The following is a 21,817-nucleotide window of genomic DNA, read 5'->3' as shown; positions in this document are numbered from 1 at the left end:
TAATTAAGTCGTTGCTTTTTGTAAATTAGTAACGACTTAATAGCTTAATATAAAGCTTGATAGCTTTTAAAATAAACACAAAATGAAGCAGTATTTTATTGTATTTTTATCCGTATTTCTAATTTCTTTTTCGGGCCAAGCCCAAGAAAATGTCAAGCACATCGTGGCTAAAGGAGAGACGATTACTCAAATCGCTCAGAAATACAATGTAACTCCGTTAGATATTTATACTTTAAATCCGGATGCCAGAAATGGCGTAAAGGAGAAAACTGTTTTATTGATTCCTTCAAAAAATAAGATAGTCAAAATTCCAAATAAGGAAACAAAATCAACTGTTGTAGCGACAAGAGAGACGAAATCTCATGTTGTTCTGCCCAAAGAAACGCCTTATGGTTTGGCAAAACAATACGGAATCACGCTTGCTGATTTAGAGAATGCAAATCCCGAAATAAAAGAAGTTGGTTTGAAAATCGGACAGACTTTAGTAATTCCTGGATCTAAAAATGGAAAAGTGGAAGCTCCAAAAGAAGTGACTAAAAAAGAAGAACGAAAAGCCGAAAGAGAAGAGAAGAAAGCAGAAAAGGAAGCTAAAAAAGAAGACAAAGCGGAAGTAAAAACGGCGGAAACAAACTTAGTTTATGAAGTGGTTCCAAAAGATACAAAGTATTCTATTTCAAAAAGATACGGAATTTCTATTGAAGAATTGGAAAAAACAAATCCTTCGATTAAAACAGACAGCTTAAAGATTGGACAAAAACTGGTCATCAAATCAAGTACCGCAAAAGCAGATCCTGTTCAAAAACAAGAAACGGCAAAAGAAACTCCGAAGCAAGAAACGCCAAACGGAGATTACACGACCTATTTAGTAAAACCGAAAGAAACGTTGTATAGTCTTTCGAGACAATTTGGCTTGAGCCAAAACGGATTAGTGGCTTTAAATCCTGAGTTAGAAACAGGAGTTCGAGAAGGAATGACGTTAAAAGTGCCTAAAACAGTGGCGATTGCTTCTTCTTCAGATAAAAATTTTACAGATTTGACAAAATCAATTTCTAAGAAAGACAGAAAAGAATTGGTTTTGCTTTTGCCTTTTAATGTTTCAAAAATTACAAACGATACGACTTCAAATATTCAGACGCGTCTGAAAAAAGATAATTTCCTGAACATGACGCTTGATTTTTATTCAGGTGCTTTGGTGGCGATCGATTCTGCCAAGACGTTAGGATTAAACATCGATGTAAAAATCTTTGATTCGCAAGAAAATAAGGCTTCTTCGGCAATTTCAAGTGCTTTCGTGGAATCTAATTTGTCAAAAGCAGACGTGGTTGTTGGTCCATTTTACCAATCGCACGCTGAAAAAACTGCACAGTTTTTAAATCAAAGAAATATTCCGGTAATTTCTCCATTGTCAAAAGATAACAGCATGGTGTATAGTAATTTATACCAAACCATGCCGACTTCAGAGACGCTGAAAGGAGCGATGTTTGATTACTTGAACCAAAAAAACGCCAATCTAATTGCGATTGTAGATCCGAAAAAGGGGTCGATCAAAAAATACATTTCAAGCAACCATCCAAATGTGAAAATGGCGGATTACACGGTGGAAAGTATGAAAGGTTTGCTGGCAAAAGACCGAATGAATTATGTGATCATGGAAACAGAAAACACGTTTATGATCAAAAACATCATCACGGCTCTGGTTTCCGCAAAAGCGTCTTACCAAGTTCAATTGGTGATTTTAGAGCCAAACGACAAGCTGGAATCTGATGAAATTTCAATCAGCAATTTGGCGAAATTAAACTTGCTTTATGCTTCTGTGACGCGCGAAAATGAAACTCCGGAGGCGGCAATATTTTCAAAAGTTTATAAAAAGAAAAACAATATCTTCCCGAACCAATATGCCACAAGAGGTTTTGACGTCACTTTTGATGCCATGCTTCGTCTGTCGCAAGAGAAGAGTTTTGAAGAAACGATTTTTGACAATGCGACAGAGCAGGTTGAAAATAAATTTAATTACACTAAAAATCCAGCAGGCGGTTATTCAAATAGAGGTGTTTACATTCTTTATTATGATGAAAGCTTGTCTGTAAAAGAAGCAAAATAATGACATCAAAAGTAACATATTTAGGGCATTTAAGGACCTCTTCCATTCATATTCAGTCGGGTTCAGAAATAATTTCTGATGCGCCAACAGATAATAACGGCAAGGGCGAAGCGTTTTCTCCAACAGATACTGTTGCCAATGGTTTGGCAAGCTGCATGATGACCGTGATGGGTATTAAAGCCAGAGATTTAAACGTAGATTTGACTGGTTCAACAGCTGCCGTGACCAAGCACATGCAGGCTGAACCAAGAAGGATTTCTAAAATAGAGGTGGCTTTTGAAATGGCAGCAGCTGTCGATGAAAAAACAAAAACTATTTTAGAAAGGACTGCAAATACGTGTCCGGTTTATTTGAGTTTGCATCCAGATATTGAAAAGGCAATAACATTTAACTGGAAATAAAATTAATCAGATACGGTTGCAATCAGAAATTGTGTGAATGCAACCGTATCTGATTTTCTAATTGCCCCATTTTCTAAATTCTTCCATGGACGACCATAAAAAACAGCTCATCAAACTCGCGCACACAAAAATGCCTTTCGGCAAATACCAAGGCTGGCACCTGATTGACTTACCCGAATATTATGTGGTTTGGTACAGCAACAAAGGTTTCCCGAAAGGGGAATTAGGATTACAGCTTCAATTGGTGTACGAACTAAAATTAAACGGATTGGAAGAGCTGATCAAAAATATCAAAAAACAATATCCGAAGCCTATTTAATTAGAAGATTTGCAATTGGATGATTAGAAAATGCGAATGGGGAGCCTAAATTTGCTGGTTTTAAAAGAGCGCCAAATTACCGATTTCACTAATTATCTAATTATCTAATTCGCTAATTATCTTATTGATTAATTAATTCGTACTTTTGCCACGTTTTTTTACGCAACACAACTACAAACAACAACATAATGAATCAGACGAAATATATTTTTGTTACAGGCGGTGTGACTTCTTCCTTAGGGAAAGGAATTATCGCGGCTTCGCTAGCAAAATTATTGCAAGCCAGAGGTTACAGGACAACGATCCAAAAATTTGACCCATATCTTAACGTGGATCCGGGAACATTGAATCCTTACGAGCACGGAGAATGTTTTGTGACAGACGATGGAGCAGAAACAGATTTAGATTTAGGCCACTACGAACGTTTTTTGAATGTTCCCACTTCGCAAGCCAATAACGTAACTACCGGAAGAGTATATCTTTCTGTTATTGAAAAAGAAAGAAGAGGCGAATTTTTAGGTAAAACGGTGCAGGTGGTTCCTCATATCACGAATGAGATCAAGGAAAGAATGCAGTTGCTTGGAAAATCAGGTGATTATGATATCGTCATTACTGAAATAGGAGGAACGGTCGGTGATATTGAATCGCTTCCTTACATTGAATCGGTTCGCCAATTAGTTTGGGAATTAGGTGAGAATAACGGAATAGTGATCCATTTGACGTTGATTCCATTTTTGGCCGCAGCTGGAGAATTGAAAACAAAACCGACTCAGCATTCTGTGAAAACGTTGATGGAAAGCGGTATCAAAGCGGATATCTTGGTGTGCAGAACAGAGCACCACCTCTCTGATGAATTGCGCCAAAAGTTAGCGTTGTTCTGCAACGTGAAAAGAGAAGCGGTAATTGAATCCATCGATGCGTCAACGATTTATGACGTTCCAAATTTAATGTTGGAAGAAGGTCTTGACAAAGTAGCCTTGAAAAAATTAGACTTGCCAGAAAAAGCAACTCCAGATTTAAAAAACTGGAATGAATTCTTGCAAAAGCATAAAAATCCAAAGCATACCGTGAACATTGGTTTGGTTGGAAAATACGTTGAATTGCAAGATTCTTATAAATCAATTTTAGAAGCATTCATCCACGCAGGTGCAACAAATGAAACTAGAGTAAACGTGGTGAGTATTCATTCAGAATATTTGGATGAAAAAAATGCAAAAGAAAAATTAAGAGATTTAGACGGAATTCTAGTAGCTCCAGGTTTTGGAGAAAGAGGAATTGAAGGAAAAATCGAAACGGTTCGTTATGCGAGAGAAAACAACATTCCGTTTTTCGGAATCTGTCTTGGAATGCAAATGGCAGTGATTGAGTATTCAAGAAATGTTTTGGGCCATAAAGATGCCAATTCAACGGAAATGAATTCTGGCACTGCACATCCGGTAATTAATTTGATGGAAGAGCAGAAAACCATAACAGATAAAGGTGGAACAATGCGTTTGGGAGCTTGGAAATGTGACATCAAAGAAAATTCTTTGGCCTCAAAAATTTATGGAAAAGCCCAAATTGAGGAACGTCACCGTCACAGATATGAATTCAACGGCGAGTATTTAGAAGCCTTGGAAAAAGCTGGATTAATAGCTTCGGGAGTAAATCCGGATACGAAATTAGTAGAAATCATTGAAATTGAAAAGCATCCGTTTTTCATCGGCGTTCAATACCATCCAGAATATAAAAGTACCGTTGCCAATCCGCACCCACTTTTTGTGAGTTTCGTGAAAGCAACTGTAGACTATAAGAATAAATAGTATTTGGAGAAATTCTTCAAGAACGAGCACAACGCGATTTAGGCGTATTTAAATTAATTATTTTAGAATAAAATGGAAGAAAAAAAGTTTGACCGTAACTCGATTATTGGCTTTGCATTGATTTTTTTAATCTTGCTGGGCATCATGTTCGTGAACAAGCCATCTGGAGAAATTCAAAGCAAAGACAAAAAAGAGCAGTCAGAAAAATTGGTAAACCAAAATCCTGTTATTGAACAGCCTGTAATTACTGATACTATTGCTGATAATGCACTACAGAATGAAAAATTGAAAGCAACATTAGGCAGTTTTGCCTATGGTGCGACACTTCCATCAGCAAAAGAAGCAACCAGCACTATAGAAAACGATTTGGTAAAATTGACGTTTTCAAACAAAGGAGGTTACATTATTGATGCTGAAATGAAAAATTTCGAATCGATTAAAAAAGGTTCTGGAAATTTAGTTAAAATAATCAAGGAGAACAATGCCAACTTAAATATCGAGTTGAAAACACAAGGAAATCTTGTGCTGAATACAAAAGATCTTTATTTTGAACCTACAGTTGCCAAAGAAGGTGAAAACCAAGTGGTGACAATGCGTTTGAAAGCAGGCCCAGAGCAATTTTTAGAATACCGTTATGTATTAAAACCACGCGAATACATGCTTGACTTCTCTGTGAGAACGCAAGGCTTGAGCAAGGTGTTACAGACTTCAAACCCGCTTCCTTTAGAGTGGAATATGAAAACGTTCCGTAATGAAAAAAGTGTTTCTTACGAAAATCGTTATACAGAATTGGTGTATGAATATGAAGATGGAAAAGATAATTATCTCGGACAGTCTTCAGAAAGCAAAGAAGCAAAAGACGTAACGTATGTAGCATTCAAACAGCACTTTTTCACTTCAATTCTTTTGACTGACACACCGTTTAAAACGGCTGAATTAAAATCTGAAAATTTAGTTCACGATATTGAAAAAGATACCATTTTTACAAAATCGTACAAAGCGATTTTGCCATTGGCCTTTAAAGGTGGCGAAGTGAATTACAACATGAACTGGTACTACGGTCCGGCAGATTATAAAATCTTAAACGGATATGAGAAAAATCTTGACGAAGTAATTCCATTAGGTTGGGGAATTTTCGGATGGATCAACCGTTGGATTTTCATTCCGGTTTATGTATTCTTGAGCCAGTTTATGGCACACGGTATTGCCATTATCGTTTTCACAATTTTAGTACGTTTGGTCATGTCGCCAATCACTTACAAGTCATATTTGTCACAAGCAAAAATGAAAGTGCTTCGTCCGGAAATCAATGAATTGAATGAAAAATTCAAGAAAGATCCGATGAAGAAACAACAAGAAACAATGAAGCTTTACGGCAAAGCGGGTGTAAACCCAATGGCTGGTTGTCTTCCAGCTTTGATGCAAATTCCAGTTTTCTACGCCTTGTTTCAGTTTTTCCCTTCGGCAATTGAGTTAAGACAGAAAAACTTCCTTTGGGCAGAAGATTTGTCCTCATTTGACGCCGTTCTTTCTTGGAAACAACACATTCCGGTGATCTCCTCTTTCTACGGAAACCACGTGAGTCTGTTCCCAATTTTGGCAGCGATCGCCATTTTCTTTTACATGAAAATGACAACAGGTGACCAGCAGATGTCAGCGCCACAACAAGAAGGAATGCCAGATATGGGCAAAATCATGAAAATCATGATTTACATTTCGCCCTTGATGATGATGATTTTCTTCAATAATAACGCTTCAGGACTTTCATTATACTATTTTGTGTCGAATACCATTACGATCGGAATTATGTTAGTGATCAAAAACTACATCATCAGCGACGAAAAAATTCACGCAAGAATTCAAGAGAACAAAACGAAAGACAAGCCAAAAAGCAAGTTCCAACAAAAAATGGCAGACATGATGGAACAAGCCCAAGAGCAACAAAAGCAAAATAAAAAATCTATCGAAGAAAAGAAAGCAAATAGAAAAAGATAAAACCAAAAGCACTCTGTAAAACGGGTGCTTTTTTTTAATCGGTCTTTGCGAGAAACGAGGCAATCTCATTTGAAGCGAAAGGTGTGGCATTTTCAGGAAAGGTAATTCCCGTTTTCCGGTACACTCTTTTTTTGTGAAGAAAATCACTAAAAAAGGATTTCCCCTGCAATCGGGGCTATGTGAGAAACCATTCGCTTCCTTTTAAACTTCAGAATAAACCTGCAATAAAATGCATTATTTTAAGTTATAAAATCAATTACAAATTAATCGGTACAATCCTTGCATTAATAAAAACATGAAATCAATACTCTTCACATTACTTGCATTTTTATCCTTACAGACATTCGCCCAAGAAATCAATAAAATGGACGAGAAAGGCCAACGACACGGACTTTGGAAAGGAACTTACGAAGCCTCAAAAAGACCGCGTTACGAAGGAACTTTTGACCACGGAAAAGAAACAGGAACATTCAAATTCTTTGATGACACTAAAGAAGTAAAAGTTATTGCGACTAGAGATTTTTCTGCAAAAGACGGAAGTACATATACTACTTTTTTTGACCAGAAAGGCAATAAAGTCAGTGAAGGAAAAGAAGTAAACAAACTTTATGAAGGCGAATGGAAATATTTCCACTTCGAATCAAAAGAGATAATGGCTACTGAAAATTATGCTAAGGGAAAATTACACGGCATTAAAAAAGTATTCTACAAAAATGGAAAAATTGCTGAAGAAACCACGTACGTTAACGGCGTCAAAAACGGAGTTTATAAAAAATATTCTGAAAAAGGAGATGTTTTTGAGGATGCCATTTATAAAAATGACCAATTTGAAGGCCCGGTAGTTTACAACGATGGTGCTGGAAAAACAATCAAAGGGCAATTTAAAGACGGTAAAAAATCAGGCATCTGGAAATATTACACCAATGGAAAATTGACCAAGGAAGAAAATCCAAACAAAGCCAAAAAAGAAAAATTTAAAATTGACAGTAAAGATAAGGACGCCAGAAAACAGCCGAAAAATCAACCAAGAGGTTAATATTTTTTCCATAATAAATTTCCCAAATACTCAAATCAAATATTCAAATGCAAACCGCAAAAATATCTTTTATTTTGGCGTACTTTTGCACGATTAAACAGATTCTTAGAATCGCAAAATAAAAAAAATGAAACGTGTCGTTGTTGGACTTTCCGGAGGTGTTGATTCAAGTGTTGCTGCTTATCTTTTAAAGGAGCAAGGCTATGAGGTTATCGGGCTTTTTATGAAAAACTGGCACGATGATTCGGTAACCATTTCCAATGAATGTCCGTGGTTGGAAGACAGTAATGATGCGCTTTTAGTTGCAGAAAAACTTGGTATTCCATTTCAAACGGTTGATTTAAGCGAACAATATCAAGAAAAAATAGTGGACTATATGTTCCGCGAATATGAAAAAGGAAGAACGCCCAATCCTGATGTTTTGTGCAACCGCGAAATTAAGTTTGACGTTTTTATGAAGATTGCCTTGAGTCTTGGAGCAGATTACGTGGCAACGGGACATTATTGCAGAAAAGGAGAAATTGATGTCGACGGAAAACCGATGTACCAATTATTGGCAGGAGTGGACGGCAACAAAGACCAGTCTTATTTTTTATGCCAGCTTTCACAAGAACAATTGGCAAAATCGTTATTCCCCATTGGCGAATTGACCAAGCCAGAAGTTCGTGAAATCGCTTCTCAAATGGAGTTGGTTACTGCTGAAAAGAAAGATTCACAGGGTTTATGTTTTATCGGAAAAGTAAGGCTGCCTGAATTTTTACAGCAAAAATTGCAACCAAAAGAAGGATTAATTTTCGAAATCAATTCGAATCAAGATATTTACAATAAAGAAGAAAAAGAATTTGCGTCCTTAGAAGAAGAATTAGCTTTTAAAGCAACGGCAATTCCGTATGTTCCAGAAATGGGAAAAGTTGTCGGTAAACACCAAGGCGCCCATTATTTTACAAAAGGACAGCGAAAAGGGTTAAATGTTGGTGGCACAGCAGAGCCACTTTATATCATTGAGACCGATGTTGAAAGCAATATAATCTATACAGGCCAAGGGGACCAGCATCCTGGATTATTCAAAAAAGCATTGTTTATTGAAAAATCAGAAGTGCATTGGATTCGTCCTGACCTGCAATTAAAATCAGGAGAAACAATGGAAGTCATGGCGCGAATTCGCTATCGCCAGCCTTTGCAAAAAGCGACACTGCACCAATTTGAAAACGGAATGTATGTGTCTTTTGAAGAACAGCAATCGGCAATTACAGAAGGCCAATTCGTTTCTTGGCACCAAGGCGAAGAATTGATTGGTTCAGGAGTTATTGCTTAAAATCAGTAGCTATATATTTGAAATAAAACAAACCCCGGCAAACAAAATTGTCGGGGTTTTTATTTATCAAAAAAAAAACAAACACCATCACTTAGCAAAAAAAGCGTTATTCGCAATCAAGTGATTAAAGACAGCAACAACACTGATCTAGTTCATTTTTAAGTTTGCTTCTAACTATTCTGTTTTCCAAAATAATATTCGAAACCCGATCTCTGTTAAATATAGGCCTAATTGTAATTGTACTCAGGTTTAGAAATCGTGCTTAGGTTACTTCGCGCGGTAGATGTGGATGAAATCCTTTGAGGATTTTGATGGAAGATTGAGGGCTTATACTACGGAATAGCTTACTTAGTTTTAAGCTTCTCTTTTTTTTCTTTTATAAAATTTTCTGTAAAAGACATGACTTAAAATTATTATAATGATCACGATTAAAGCATAACTTGCTCCTAAAAAGATGGTTTGGGAAGTCAGCAATTGCGCTTGTGTGGTGACCGATTTCATATTGGTCGAATTGGCTAAAGAAATTGCTTCTTGAGAAGTAAAACCTTTAGAAAGATACGTTTGAATAGCACTGGAGTTTCTTTCGGTATATGTTACATCATACGGCGTTAAATGGCTTAGGAATTGTTCTTTATAATGCTGGTTGTAAAATAATTGCAACGTATAATAACCTGCAAAAGAGTTTAATGTTGCAAAAAAACGCATATTTCCGGCAATTAAGCTTCCAGAAATTCCTGTTTTTACTGGAACAGATGACAGTATAAATGTGGCAATGGGTACAAATAACATTCCCGAAGAGGCACCTTGCAAGAATACAGGGATCATTAGATCATTTAGATTTAATCCTGGTGAAATAATGCAGTACATCCAAAAGTTGAAAGATAACATTAATCCAAATCCTGTAATCAGAAAAAAATGTAATGGAAATTTCTTTTTAGCAACCAATTGCGATGCCATGTACATGGTCAAAGCCATTCCTAAAATATTGATGCATGCCAACTCAATATAGTCGTAATTTGACCAATTGTTGATCGTGCTGACGTAGCTATAGACCAAATTCAACGTGTCTTTTAAGCCATAAAAAAGAGCCAGAAAAATCAATCCGGCAATAAATTTTCTGGATTTAAAGATGCTGAAATCAATAATCGGGCGCTTGCTGTTAATCTGTCTTAAGACAAATAGCGCTAATAGGAAAATGCCCGAAAAAAAACTGAAGACAATCAATTTATCGTCAAACCAATAATGCTTTGGGCCATAAACCATAAAATAAGCAACAGAAAACATTCCAGATCCAAGGATGACATACGCCTTCCAATCAATTTGGTACAGCGGGTATTTTGTGTGTTCTCTTTCGGGTTTAAAGATTAGATAAATGATAATCACAGAGGCAATTTGAAATAAAATCACCACATAATAAATCATTTTCCAATCCATATTGTCAATAACCCATGCCGATGGAGCGCCAGCAACAACACTGCTTCCCAATAGGGTGCCGTAAAAAACAGAATAACCGACCGCCATTTTTTTTTCGTCGTGGAGCCTTGTGAAAATAAAGGTCAGCATGCCTCCTGCAATAAAACTGATTACGATGCCTTGAAGGAAACGTATGACAATAAAAACTTCAATTTCAGTAGTTTTCATGGAGATTAAATTCAATATGATTCCGAAAAGTGAAGTTGAAATTAAATACTTTTTGGTATTGAAATAATTCAAAAAACGAAGTTGCAATGGAAGTGTCAAGAGCAAGGAAATATAAGTAACCTGAATGGAGAAGGTCACATCTTCAGGTTGGGCTCCAAAGTAAGAAACCACATAATTTTGTGTCAACGAAAACAGAGAAAACTGCACAATCGTGAACAAAAGGATCAGAAAAAGTGCACTTCGCACTCCCCAATTCCAGTTGTGGATCCATTCTTTGAAATAAATATTCTTGTCCATTTAGTTCTTTTTAACGGAAACAATCACGTTCATTCCAGCTTTTATTGCACTAATATCAGTGTCTAAAAAATGTATTTTTACTGGTATTCTCTGCGTGATTTTCACAAAATTGCCCGTCGAGTTATCCGCCGGAAGCAACGAAAATTTGGAACCTGTCGAACCCGCGATTGCTTCGATTTTTCCCTTATACGTTTTATTTTCAAAGCCGTCAATTTTGATTTGTACATCCTGGCCTACTTTCATGTCCTCAATTTGAGTTTCCTTAAAATTGGCAGTTACCCATTTTTTATCTTCATTAATTATCGGAACCAAACTTTGCCCAGCCTGAATTTGTTGGCCTTCCTGAATGGTCTTTCTTCCCAATCTTCCAGAATAAGGCGCGGTGATTACGGTATATTCTAAATTAATTTTTGCAAATTCCAATTGTGCTTCTTTCTGTTTTACCGCAGCTTCCAAGAGGTTATTTGTAGCTTCTAAAGCTGTTATTTTTGAATTTGTAGTTTTTAGGTTGTTTTTTGAAGCGCTGAATTCACTGGATGACACATCATATTTTGCCTGCATTTGTTCGTATTCTTGCAGTGTTGCGGCTTCTTCCTTGAGCAGGTTTTTATACCGTTTCAAATCCTGCTGTTTCTGAATATATTTGGCTTTTGCTACAGAAATCATATCATTATTGACTGAAATTCCTGTTTTTGCCGCGCTGATATCTGCTTTAAGCACCTGCAGTTTGGCTTTGGCGTCTTCAAGAGCTGCTTCGGCTTCAAGCACTTTTGTGGTATATTCTCGATTGTCAATTATCACCAAAGTATCTCCGGCATTGACTAGCTGGTGTTCATCAAAATTTATTTTCTCAATATAACCGCCAACACGTGATGAAATGGGGTTGATGTACGATTCAACTTGCGCATCATTGGTTTCTTCAAAATTGCTGGAATGGATTAGATAGCGCAGCAAGAAAAAAATCGTGACCGCAATCACGACTCCAACTGCAGTATTAAAAAGTATAGTAAAAGTTTTGCCTTTTGTTTTCATGTTAGATTTTTCCGGTGTTGTAAAGAATTTGATAGTAATAGTTTAAAAGTGAAGTCTGGGCTTCGATTAATTTGTATTTCGATTGCAGATAAAGATTGTCTGCTTCTAATAAATCAGTAAGCAAGGCAAGCTGGTTGAAGTATTTTGTGGATACAATATTCAAGTTCACATTAGACTGCTCAATGTTCTTTTTAGCGATTTCAATTTTTTCTTTGGTGTCTTTTAATTTTATTTTTAAAGAGGAAAGCTCTAATTTGAGATGATCTTGAACTGCATTTTCTTTAATTTTTAGTTCTTTCAAATGTTCTTTTTCGGCTCTTACTTTATGATTGTTTTGATACAGAGAAGACAAAGAATACGACATCTTAAAACCAATAAAACCAATTGAATAGGCCTCGTCGAGGTTTGGAAACACTAAATAGTTTGGATAATTAAATTCGTAGGCAGAAATCAATTCAATTGACGGATAAAAATTACTTTTTGCACCTTTTATCTTGGCTTCTTGAAGTGCGGTATTTTCTTTTGCAGTTAAAAAAGAATAGGCTCTGTTTGCTGTTGGATTTTCAAAAGCGGTTAATTCAGAAATTTGGCTGGCAACGGCTGTGTCTTTTAAAATCACATTTGTTTCTTCAGGAATTTTTAAGAGCACAGTAAGCCTGTTGTGAAAAATCTGGATGTCGCTTTGATTTTCCTTTCGTGAAAATTGTTCATTTGAAAGGTTAATTTCGGCTCTCAAAACATCGCTTCGGGTGACTTTTCCATTCTTGTATAAGGAGTTGATGTTTTTTAAGCGAATTTCTTCCCTGTTAATTTGTTCTTTGTGAAGGCTGTCTAATTTTGAAAGCCGCAGGATTTCTAAATAATTCTGAATCACCTGCAACGAAATTGAACCCGACTGTTGCTCAATTTTAATCTCAGACAGCTTGGTTCTAATCTCCGATTCCTCAATTGCCGCTTCGTGTTTTCCGCCTGAATATAAATTAAATGAAGCTTCAATGCCAAAATTGGCCTGATAGGTTGAAGGTGGCGGCGGCAAAGATTCTGAATCATGGAGGCCATGCTCATATAAGATTACATTTGATAATTTTTTTCCACTTGCCTGCGCTACCACGTGTGGCAGAGCGTGGCTTTTTATCTCCTTAAGTTCTGATTCAGCAACATCCTTGCTTAATTTTGCCATGGCAATCCAGTCATTATTTTCTTTTGCTAAGTTGACCGCTTCCTGCAGACTTAAAATGATTGTTTCCGGATCTTTTTGTTGTGCAAAACCATGAGTGCAGTAAAGATGGATGCTCACAAGTAATAAAATAGAAAATGGTTTGATTTTTAAAAAAGGGTTCATTTGAGAATTGATATTTTCAAGTTGTATTGTTTTTTCGTTGAATTTAGAAATCACTAATTTGTTCTTATGGTAGGATCATAAAAATAAATAGTCGATTTTTTATTTTTTTTAGGGAAACTAACTCTGGATGATGAAATAAAATTTGTTTATTCTAATTTCTTTATTAGAACGGGAACAGGAATGTTTTGGCTGTTCTTGAGAAGATTTTACAGCAGAAAAAAACATTTGGCTTGAAGATTTCATAGTTGAGTTTTAACACTGCAAAGTTCTATTGCTTTCTGGTGTTAAAAAAGTCGATTGCACGGCATTTTTCGTCGATTTTTCTACTTAATCGATTTCTTGTATTCTAAGGGCGTCAGGCCAGTGTTTGATTTAAAAAATTTTCCAAAAACTGACTGGTCCGAAAAATTTAAAAATTCGCTGATTTGTGCCACTGAATAAATTTGGTTCTGCAGTAACACTTTAGCTTCCAGAATAACAGATTCGTTGATCCAATCGCCCGCTGTTTTGCCCGTCTGCTTTTTTACTATTTCTGAAAGATGTTTCGGCGTGATATTTAATTTATCTGCATAAAATTGAACCGTATGGTTTTGGTGGTATTCTTTCTTTAATAGATTTTTAAAATTAACAACAATTGCAGGCAGTTTTTCTAATTGGTGCTGTGCTGAAGTTTTTGTTTCTTGCAAAAAAGAGTTGATTTCGTGAATCAATATATAAATACAGCTTCGGATGATTTCTTGTTCGTGAAAGCTTTTTTCACATATGGTTTCCTTCATCATTTCAAAAATGCGCTCGATTTTCTTGGCTTGGATTTCAGTAAGTCCGAAGCTGTGCAACTCTTCATTTTCAAAAAAATCAAATTCCATTAAGTAAAAAACATTGGCGCGATTCGCCAAAAGATAATCGTCAGTAAAAAAAATAATTTCCATCTTCGGACTATTTTCCGTTTCTTTTACTGTTCGCACAACGCTGGGCCCAAGGGCAATAATTGCGGGTGCTTTTATCTTTGTTTTGACCAAACCGGCTTGCGAAATTATTTCTCCTTCTTTTAAAAAACTGATGGAATAAGTCTCTGAACGTCTGGGTTCGGTATTGAAAAGACTGTTTTTTCCCAGTTCGATAAAGAAAAAATCCTTTTTGCTACTCGATAGGTTAAAAACCTTTTGGTGGTGCTGAATAGAATAGGTGGTTATTTTTTTCATGGAATAAGGGAAAAACTAAAGTTTTTGAAATACAAATTTACTTCTTTCTGGCTGAAAATTGACCTTGATTTTTTTACTTTAATTCGATAAAAGCAATTGTGGAGTTTTTTTGTAAATTTGGTAGCAGTTATCAGCTATTTCAAAACTCAAATGCTAAAATTTCCGTAAATAGGAAGGTTTCTATTATTGAAATTAATTTATTATGAAAAAAATTACCTTTCTTCTTTTTATATTTTCAAGTTTTTTAACTTCGGCTCAAGAAGACGCTTGGGTTTATTTTACAGACAAACCAGATGCAACCTATTATTTAGCAAATCCGTTAGAAATGTTGTCGCAACGCGCTTTAGATAGAAGAACCGCTCAAAATATTCCGTTAGATAATCTCGATGTTCCCATTTCGGTTTCTTATATAAGTTCGATTGCAGGCGCAACCGGAATCACGGTTAAGGCAAAATCAAAATGGCTCAATGCGCTTCACGTCAGAGGATCTGTTTCCAATATTGCAAACCTTGAAAATCTGGCTTTTGTCGATCGTGTTCAGTTTGCCAATCCAAATTTTAATACGGCCGGAAGAATGGCTTCTGAGAATAGGATTTCTAACGTAAATAAAAATTTGGAAACCCAGATCAATTTTAATTATGGCAATTCCTCGAATCAGATCCAAATGCTCAACGGACATCTTCTGCACCAGCAAGATTACACCGGAAACGGAAAAATAATCGCTGTTTTAGATGCAGGGTTTCCTGGCGTAAATACCGCGCAGCCTTTCCAAAGGCTTTTGGACAACAATAAAATTCTCGGAGGCTACAACTTTGTAAACCGAAATTCAAATTTTTATACCGGCAACAATCACGGAACTTTGGTGCTTTCCACAATGGGTGGCTATGTTCCGGGCCAATTGGTCGGGACGGCTCCAGACGCATCTTATTATCTTTTTATTACAGAAGATGTTGCCAGTGAAAATCCGGTGGAAGAATCCAATTGGGTGGAAGCAGCTGAGATGGCTGACAGCCTTGGTGTTGACATCATCAATTCTTCTTTAGGCTATTTCAGTTTTGATAATCCAAACTACAGCCACACCTATCAAGACATGAACGGCACAACGACCTTTATTTCTCGTGGCGCGTCTATTGCTTTTTCCAGAGGCATGATCTGTGTAGTTTCTGCCGGAAACTCTGGAGCTTCAGGAAACCCACATATCGGCGCTCCGGCAGATGCAATCAATGTTTTGACTGTTGGCGCGGTTACTGCTTCAGAAAATTATGCTGCTTTCAGTTCAATCGGCCCTTCTTTTGATGGCAGGATTAAGCCAGATGTCATGGCGCAAGGGCAAGGTGCGGTGATTTCTGATACCTCAGGAAACATCGGCACAGCAAACGGAACTTCTTTCTCAGGTCCAATTATGGCTGGAATGGTAGCTAGTTTTTGGCAGGCATTTCCAAATAAAACCAACGCTGAAATCATGCAGTTGGTCAAACAATCGGCACATTTATATACCAATCCAAACCCGCAATTTGGTTATGGAATTCCAGATTTTGCCTTTGCGCTCAATTTAAATGCGGCTTCATTTTCTTCAGAAAAATTTGTTTTGTACCCCAATCCGGCCAATTCAGAAGTCAATCTGCTACTGCCGAATGATTTAGAGAACGCCACAGTTTTGCTTTACAATAATTTAGGGCAGGAAGTGCTGAGTGCGCCCATTGAAAATTCCAACATCTCTTTTTCAGTTGAAAACCTTGCACCGGGTATTTATTTTTATAAACTCACTTCTGGAAACAGATCCCAAGCAGGGAAACTGGTAAAAAACTAATATTATTTTGGAGCGAAAGGTCTGGTATTTTCAGCCAGCGCCATTCCCGCTGGAGGCACTCGCTGTTCTTCTGCTGGGTTGCAGAAGAACGAGCTCAAGCAAAGCCACCATCAGGGCTATTTGAGAAATCTTTTTCAATTTCGGTAAACTGCAGGACCATTACGCAGTTATCACAATCGACACAAAAAAAGGTAAAAAACTTCTTGCTTTTTTGTAAGTTTGGGCAATTGCAAAAACAGACTTAAATGAACAAAATCACACAACTTTTTAATATAAAATATCCCATCATCCAAGGCGGCATGATCTGGAACAGCGGTTACAAATTGGCTAGTGCGGTCAGCAATGCGGGCGGTTTAGGCCTGATAGGTGCCGGTTCGATGTATCCAGATGTTTTGAGAGAACACATTCAAAAATGTAAAAAGGCAACAGACAAGCCTTTCGGCGTAAATGTCCCGATGCTATATCCCAACGTCGAGGAAATTATGAATATCATTGTGGAAGAAGGCGTGAAAATTGTTTTTACTTCTGCAGGAAATCCAAAAACGTGGACCGCATTTTTAAAAGAAAAAGGAATCACGGTGGTACACGTTGTCAGCAGTTCAAAATTCGCCTTAAAAGCACAAGAAGCCGGAGTTGATGCAGTAGTTGCCGAAGGTTTTGAAGCGGGAGGGCACAACGGGCGTGAAGAATCTACTACGCTGACATTGATTCCGATGGTGCGGGAAAAAATCCAGATTCCATTAATTGCTGCAGGAGGAATAGCAACAGGAAAAGCAATGCTTGCCACGATGGTTCTGGGTGCCGATGGCGTTCAAGTCGGTTCGCGTTTTGCGGCCTCGTTTGAAAGTTCGGCGCACGATGATTTCAAAAAAACCATTGTGAATTTAGAAGAAGGAGGAACACAGGTTACTTTAAAAGAACTGGCTCCGGTTCGGCTGATCAAAAATAAATTTTATCAAGATATTCAGGAATTATACAGCAAGTCGCCAACGGTGGACGACTTAAAAATACTGCTTGGTAGGGCACGTGCCAAAAGAGGAATGTTTGAAGGAGATTTGATTGAAGGCGAATTAGAAATCGGCCAGGTTTCTGGATTGATCCACGACATTAAATCAGTTGCAGCTATTGTCGATGGAATGGTTGCTGAGTTTGAAGACGCAAAAAAATCAATGGTTAGCTTTTAAATTTAACCGTAAAGATCGCTAAGTAATTTGTCAAAGTTCGCAAAGCCAATTTTTAGAAGCTTTGCGAATTTTGTCTTTTTTATATTCTTTGGAGTCCGAAGACGTTTCGGTAATATTAATGGCCAAGATCATAAATCTCCCTGATGTTTTTCAAAACATGGTCAAAATCAATCTTTAAATCAATTAATTTTCCGGAATGGATATCAAAAACCCAGCCGTGAACTTGCAATCCTCTTTCTGTAATTGCTTTTTGCACTTCGGCAGTTTTAATTAAATTGACACATTGTTCTTGTACATTTAATTCTACCAAGCGGTTGTATTTTTCAGATTCATCCGCGATAGCGTTTAATTCCGTTTTATGAATTCTATACACGTCGCGAATATTTCTCAACCACGGATTTAGGACGCCCATATCTTCTGACTGCATGGCTGCTTTCACGCCACCACAAAAATAATGTCCGCACACCACTACATGATTTACTTTCAGATGTTCAACGGCATAATTCAATACTGACATTACGTTTAAATCAATACTGATCACCATGTTGGCAATGTTTCGGTGGACAAAAACTTCGCCCGGCGCCACGCCCATCAAATCTTCAGCAGTAACGCGGCTATCAGAGCATCCGATATATAAAACATCTGGATTTTGACCTTTGGAAAGTTCTGTAAAATAATTGGGATCTTTCTCTAATTTTCCGGCAATCCAGCTTTCGTTATTTTTAAATACATTTTGAATTTTCATAGAATTTTGTATTATAATTATTGATTGTAGTGTTGTGGTAAAAACTCATACTATTTAGAGATTAAATTTACTCCTTTTTTATTTTGATGGATCCATTAGTAATTAAGGTGTTCTAAATAATTATGGTTTTATAAAAGCTTTTATTCCAAACTTAATGGCCTGTTTGAGATAATTTGCTTTCGTCAAAATCAAGTTCCATTTGCTGTTTTTGTATGGCTTCTAATTCGAAAATTTTTTCTTTCCTGATTTTTCCAAGCTCGATGCGCTGCGCATTTATAATATCAAGATAAACTCTTTTATATTCGTGTACTTCTTCAAATTTCATGGTTTGGCATTCCAATGATTCTAGTCTTTCAGAAGTTAAGGCTACAGTATTTTCCAGCCGTTTCTTTAAGTTGGCCACCAATTCATTTTCCCTGATTTCAGTTTGAAAATTGGTTTCCAAGTGTTCAACTGAAGCTCTCATCAATCGCAGTTTGATATTTGCAGTTTGTTCTTCTTCTGGAATCAAATCGTCAATTTCTTCAATCTTTATAAGCTTAATAAGCAGCGGAAGGCTAAGTCCTTGGACAACTAACGTAATCAAGATTACAATAAAGGTGATTAATAAAATCAAATTTCTATGCGGAAATGCTACGCCATCAATGGTCAGCGGGATAGAAAGTGCGGCGGCAAGCGATACTACGCCACGCATTCCGGCCCAACTCATGATCAGCGGACCTTTCCAACCCGGAGAAGGCTCCGTATCTCTGATTTTTTTGCTCAAAAATCGTGGAATGTGCACACTCGGAAAAACCCAGATAAAGCGAATTGCGATGGTAATTAAGCTGATGAGCAGTCCGTACTGAATGCCTTTTTCTAAAGAAGAATCATCAAGACCGGCAACAATGGTTGGCAATTCTAAGCCAATCAAAATGAAAACAATTCCGTTTAAAATAAAAATGATGGTTGACCAAACGTTAGTAGTTTGAATGCGTGAAGAGAAACTCAGCAATTCGTGGGATCGATACGAAAGAAAAAGACCTCCTGAAACAACAGCCAGCACTCCAGAAAAATGATAATGTTCTGCAACGATAAACATGACATATGGCGACATTAGTGTTAAAGCAGTGTCAATATTTGATGTTGTTGGAAAAAATCTATGGATAACATATAAAATGTGCGCAATTGCAAGGCCAATCACAATCCCCATGGAGCCCACGATAAAAAAGTCGCTAATAGTTTTTTCTAATGAAAATTGTCCAGAAATCACAGCAACCAAAGCTACCCTGAAAACAATTAAACTCGAAGCGTCGTTTATTAAGCTTTCGCCTTCCAAAATTGTGACTAATCTTTTAGGGATTTTCAAACCTTTTAAAACCGAAGTCGCGGCTACGGCATCTGGCGGTGAAATAATCCCTCCCAATAAAAATCCCAAAGCCAATGTAAATCCCGGAATGATGGAGCTCGTTAGATAGGCGATTATAGTGGATGTGAAAAAGACCAATCCAAAGGCTAACAAAGTAATCGGGCGTTTCCATTTCCAGAATTGCCGCCATGAGGTATACCAAGCGGCTTCATATAAAAGCGGTGGCAAAAACAGCGTCAATATTATATCAGGATCCATTTGGATCATGGGAACTCCCGGTATAAAACTGATAAGCAATCCACCAATGACCAAAAAGATAGGGTAAGATATCTTAAGTTTTTGTCCCAGCATCACCAGCATGGAAACGGCGAATAATAAGGAAATGATCAACAGTAGATTTTCGTGGAACATATGCCGGAATTCGATTTTATTGAGGCTGTAAAATTATATTATTTTTTACATTTAAAATAAAAAGCGCGAAGAATTGTTAAATCTTCGCGCTTCTATTTTTATGTAACACGCTTCTCAAAATTTATTTTCAACCTCTGCGACCTGAAGCATCAAATAGTGCAAGTCTGTATTTTTGACAAAAGGTTTTAAAAGTTCGCTTCCTGGTCCATACATCGCCAATTCCACATAATCTGCAGAGTGGTCCATGCTGATCCAGCCCACGGCATTGTGCTTTTGCTGAATGTCTGCCAAAGCTTTAAACGGAAGTTTTTTATAGTTGTATAAACCATCTTCTTGTTTGTGAAGTCCGTTGTAATACGATAAAATTTCTTTTGCTTCGTCGTCAGAAACTGCTTTTCCATTTGTTGCTTCAAACTTTTCACGAATCTGTGACGCTGTAGTAGTGCTGTTGAAGCTATTCAAAATTACTTCGTTCGTGTTTGTATATTTCTGGATGCTGTCAAAATTATCACTCGCATTTTTTCCATAAATCACGCCTGGATTTGCATTTCCATGGTCAGTAGTTATGATTACCAGAGTATTTCCGTCTTTTTCAGCAAAATCCATAGCTACTTTAACCGCTTCGTCAAAAGCAAGCTGTTCGTGGATCAGTCCGGCAATGTCGTTCGCATGTGCGGCCCAATCCACTTTTCCTGATTCCACTTGCAAGACAAACCCTTTTTTGTGGTCTTTCATTCGGTCAATCGCTTTCTGAGCCATTTCAGCCAGCGTAGGGATTTTTGCAGACAGTTCAGGGGAATTAATCCGGTCAATGCTATATGGAACGGCATCTTCGTCAAAAATACCCAAAATAGGCTTATCATTTTTTGCGGCCAAAAGTTCTTGTTTGTTTCTGACAATCTGATATCCTTTTGCATAAAAACCAGCATAAACATCTTTTTTATCTTTTCTGACTTTAGCATCAAAATAGTTGTTTCCGCCACCCATCATTACATCAAATTCTAGGTCAAGATACATTTCTGCAATGTCATCTTGCGCACTTCTTTTTGCGCTAGTGATACAAAATCCAGCCGGAGTTGCGTGCGTAATGGCAACTGTAGTCACGCATCCCGCCATTTTTCCTGCTTTTTTAAATTTTTGTAAAATCGGCATATTCGGTTTTCCGTCTGGCCCAACGTTTAGCGAACCGTTATTCACGCGAACACCGCCACCCCACGAAGAACTTCCCGCCGCAGAATCAGTCACAATCGAGCTTGCTGACGCCGTGTCCATTAACGCACGTTTCACTTTATTGTCTTTGTATAATTGAAGCCAATTAGAGCTTTTGCCATATTTTCGGTTCATGAACAGGTCGGCCATATTCAGCGTTCCCGTGCTCATTCCGTCGCTCACCAAAAAAATAATATTTTTTGCAGTCTTATTTTTGCCAATAATTCCGTCATCAAAAGTCGATGCCGAAAGCTCAAAAGGATTAAGAACCGCAGTTCCAATAGTGAAAAGCGAACCATTTTTGAAAAATTTCCTTCTATCCATTTTAATATTCAAATTGTTTTGAGCCGCAAAGATAATGAAACTTCAAGTCTTGATGTATTACCAAACTGTTATTTAAGATTTTTAAAGTTGATTTGAAGCGAATGTTCTGGCATTTTCAGCTATCCATTTTCCCGCTGGAGGAACTCGCTTTCTGCCCGCTTTTTAGGCTGGAAGAAGAGCTCAAACAATTCCGCCATCGGGGCTATTTTTAGAAACCATTTTATTTTTTGGAAAGGTCAGTTCCAATCTTTGACAATAAATTGTGTCAAAATTTGGGCTAAAGCCAATTAGTATTATTCGTTT

16 protein-coding genes are annotated in these 21,817 nt (G+C 37.2%); 9 read left to right on the top strand and 7 right to left on the bottom strand.

What is annotated here, in order from left to right:
* Positions 1-82 precede the first annotated feature (82 nt).
* From EG849_RS05310 to mnmA, 7 genes are all read left to right on the top strand, one after another.
* The gene (locus EG849_RS05310; RefSeq protein ID WP_125012050.1) at positions 83-2,101 is read left to right on the top strand and encodes an amino acid ABC transporter substrate-binding protein; all 2,019 of its coding nucleotides are present in this window, start codon (positions 83-85) and stop codon (positions 2,099-2,101) included.
* The gene (locus EG849_RS05305; protein ID WP_125012049.1) at positions 2,101-2,502 is read left to right on the top strand and encodes an OsmC family protein; all 402 of its coding nucleotides are present in this window, start codon (positions 2,101-2,103) and stop codon (positions 2,500-2,502) included. The genes EG849_RS05310 and EG849_RS05305 overlap by 1 nt, the downstream gene beginning before the upstream one ends.
* Positions 2,503-2,587: 85 nt before the next feature.
* On the top strand, positions 2,588-2,821 hold the full coding sequence (locus tag EG849_RS05300) for a DUF3820 family protein (protein ID WP_125012048.1): 234 nt from the start codon (positions 2,588-2,590) through the stop codon (positions 2,819-2,821).
* Between the two features lie 188 nt (positions 2,822-3,009).
* The gene (locus EG849_RS05295) at positions 3,010-4,623 is read left to right on the top strand and encodes a CTP synthase (RefSeq protein WP_125012047.1); all 1,614 of its coding nucleotides are present in this window, start codon (positions 3,010-3,012) and stop codon (positions 4,621-4,623) included.
* Positions 4,624-4,695: 72 nt separating this feature from the next.
* On the top strand, positions 4,696-6,618 hold the full coding sequence (gene yidC / locus EG849_RS05290) for a membrane protein insertase YidC (protein ID WP_125012046.1): 1,923 nt from the start codon (positions 4,696-4,698) through the stop codon (positions 6,616-6,618).
* 295 nt (positions 6,619-6,913) lie between these two features.
* Complete coding sequence (locus EG849_RS05285; protein WP_125012045.1) at positions 6,914-7,654, top strand: toxin-antitoxin system YwqK family antitoxin; 741 nt, start codon at positions 6,914-6,916, stop codon at positions 7,652-7,654.
* Positions 7,655-7,781: 127 nt separating this feature from the next.
* The gene (mnmA, locus tag EG849_RS05280; RefSeq protein ID WP_125012044.1) at positions 7,782-8,969 is read left to right on the top strand and encodes a tRNA 2-thiouridine(34) synthase MnmA; all 1,188 of its coding nucleotides are present in this window, start codon (positions 7,782-7,784) and stop codon (positions 8,967-8,969) included.
* 354 nt (positions 8,970-9,323) lie between these two features.
* Here the strand turns inward: mnmA and EG849_RS05275 are convergent, their stop codons facing one another.
* From EG849_RS05275 to EG849_RS05260, 4 genes are all read right to left on the bottom strand, one after another.
* Positions 9,324-10,907, bottom strand: a complete 1,584-nt coding sequence (locus tag EG849_RS05275) for an MFS transporter (RefSeq protein ID WP_125012043.1) — start codon at positions 10,905-10,907, stop codon at positions 9,324-9,326.
* Positions 10,908-11,939, bottom strand: a complete 1,032-nt coding sequence (locus tag EG849_RS05270; RefSeq protein ID WP_125012042.1) for an HlyD family secretion protein — start codon at positions 11,937-11,939, stop codon at positions 10,908-10,910.
* A 1-nt stretch (position 11,940) separates the two neighbouring features.
* Positions 11,941-13,335: a TolC family protein gene (locus EG849_RS05265; RefSeq protein ID WP_148096053.1), complete on the bottom strand. Its 1,395-nt coding sequence runs from the start codon at positions 13,333-13,335 to the stop codon at positions 11,941-11,943.
* 269 nt (positions 13,336-13,604) lie between these two features.
* A complete protein-coding gene (locus tag EG849_RS05260; protein ID WP_125012040.1) occupies positions 13,605-14,483 on the bottom strand; it encodes a helix-turn-helix domain-containing protein in 879 nt (292 codons plus the stop codon).
* A 202-nt stretch (positions 14,484-14,685) separates the two neighbouring features.
* On the opposite strand from EG849_RS05260, the gene EG849_RS05255 reads away from it, so the two are divergent.
* On the top strand, positions 14,686-16,293 hold the full coding sequence (locus EG849_RS05255; RefSeq protein ID WP_125012039.1) for a S8 family serine peptidase: 1,608 nt from the start codon (positions 14,686-14,688) through the stop codon (positions 16,291-16,293).
* 245 nt (positions 16,294-16,538) lie between these two features.
* Positions 16,539-17,477: an NAD(P)H-dependent flavin oxidoreductase gene (locus EG849_RS05250; protein ID WP_125012038.1), complete on the top strand. Its 939-nt coding sequence runs from the start codon at positions 16,539-16,541 to the stop codon at positions 17,475-17,477.
* Between the two features lie 115 nt (positions 17,478-17,592).
* Here EG849_RS05250 and EG849_RS05245 read toward each other — a convergent pair whose 3' ends face one another.
* The 3 genes from EG849_RS05245 to EG849_RS05235 form a co-directional block, all read right to left on the bottom strand.
* Positions 17,593-18,222, bottom strand: coding sequence for a carbonic anhydrase (locus EG849_RS05245; protein WP_125012037.1), 630 nt, complete (start codon positions 18,220-18,222; stop codon positions 17,593-17,595).
* Positions 18,223-18,373: 151 nt separating this feature from the next.
* The gene (locus tag EG849_RS05240; RefSeq protein ID WP_125012036.1) at positions 18,374-19,981 is read right to left on the bottom strand and encodes a Na+/H+ antiporter; all 1,608 of its coding nucleotides are present in this window, start codon (positions 19,979-19,981) and stop codon (positions 18,374-18,376) included.
* A 114-nt stretch (positions 19,982-20,095) separates the two neighbouring features.
* A complete protein-coding gene (locus EG849_RS05235; protein ID WP_125012035.1) occupies positions 20,096-21,514 on the bottom strand; it encodes an alkaline phosphatase in 1,419 nt (472 codons plus the stop codon).
* Between the last annotated feature and the right edge of the window lie 303 nt (positions 21,515-21,817).

The organism is Flavobacterium macacae, assembly GCF_003865365.1.
In the GTDB taxonomy this organism is placed as follows: Bacteria; Bacteroidota; Bacteroidia; order Flavobacteriales; family Flavobacteriaceae; genus Flavobacterium; species Flavobacterium macacae.
Note: the sequence above shows the minus strand (reverse complement) of the source record. Positions and strands in the feature narration are given on the sequence as shown.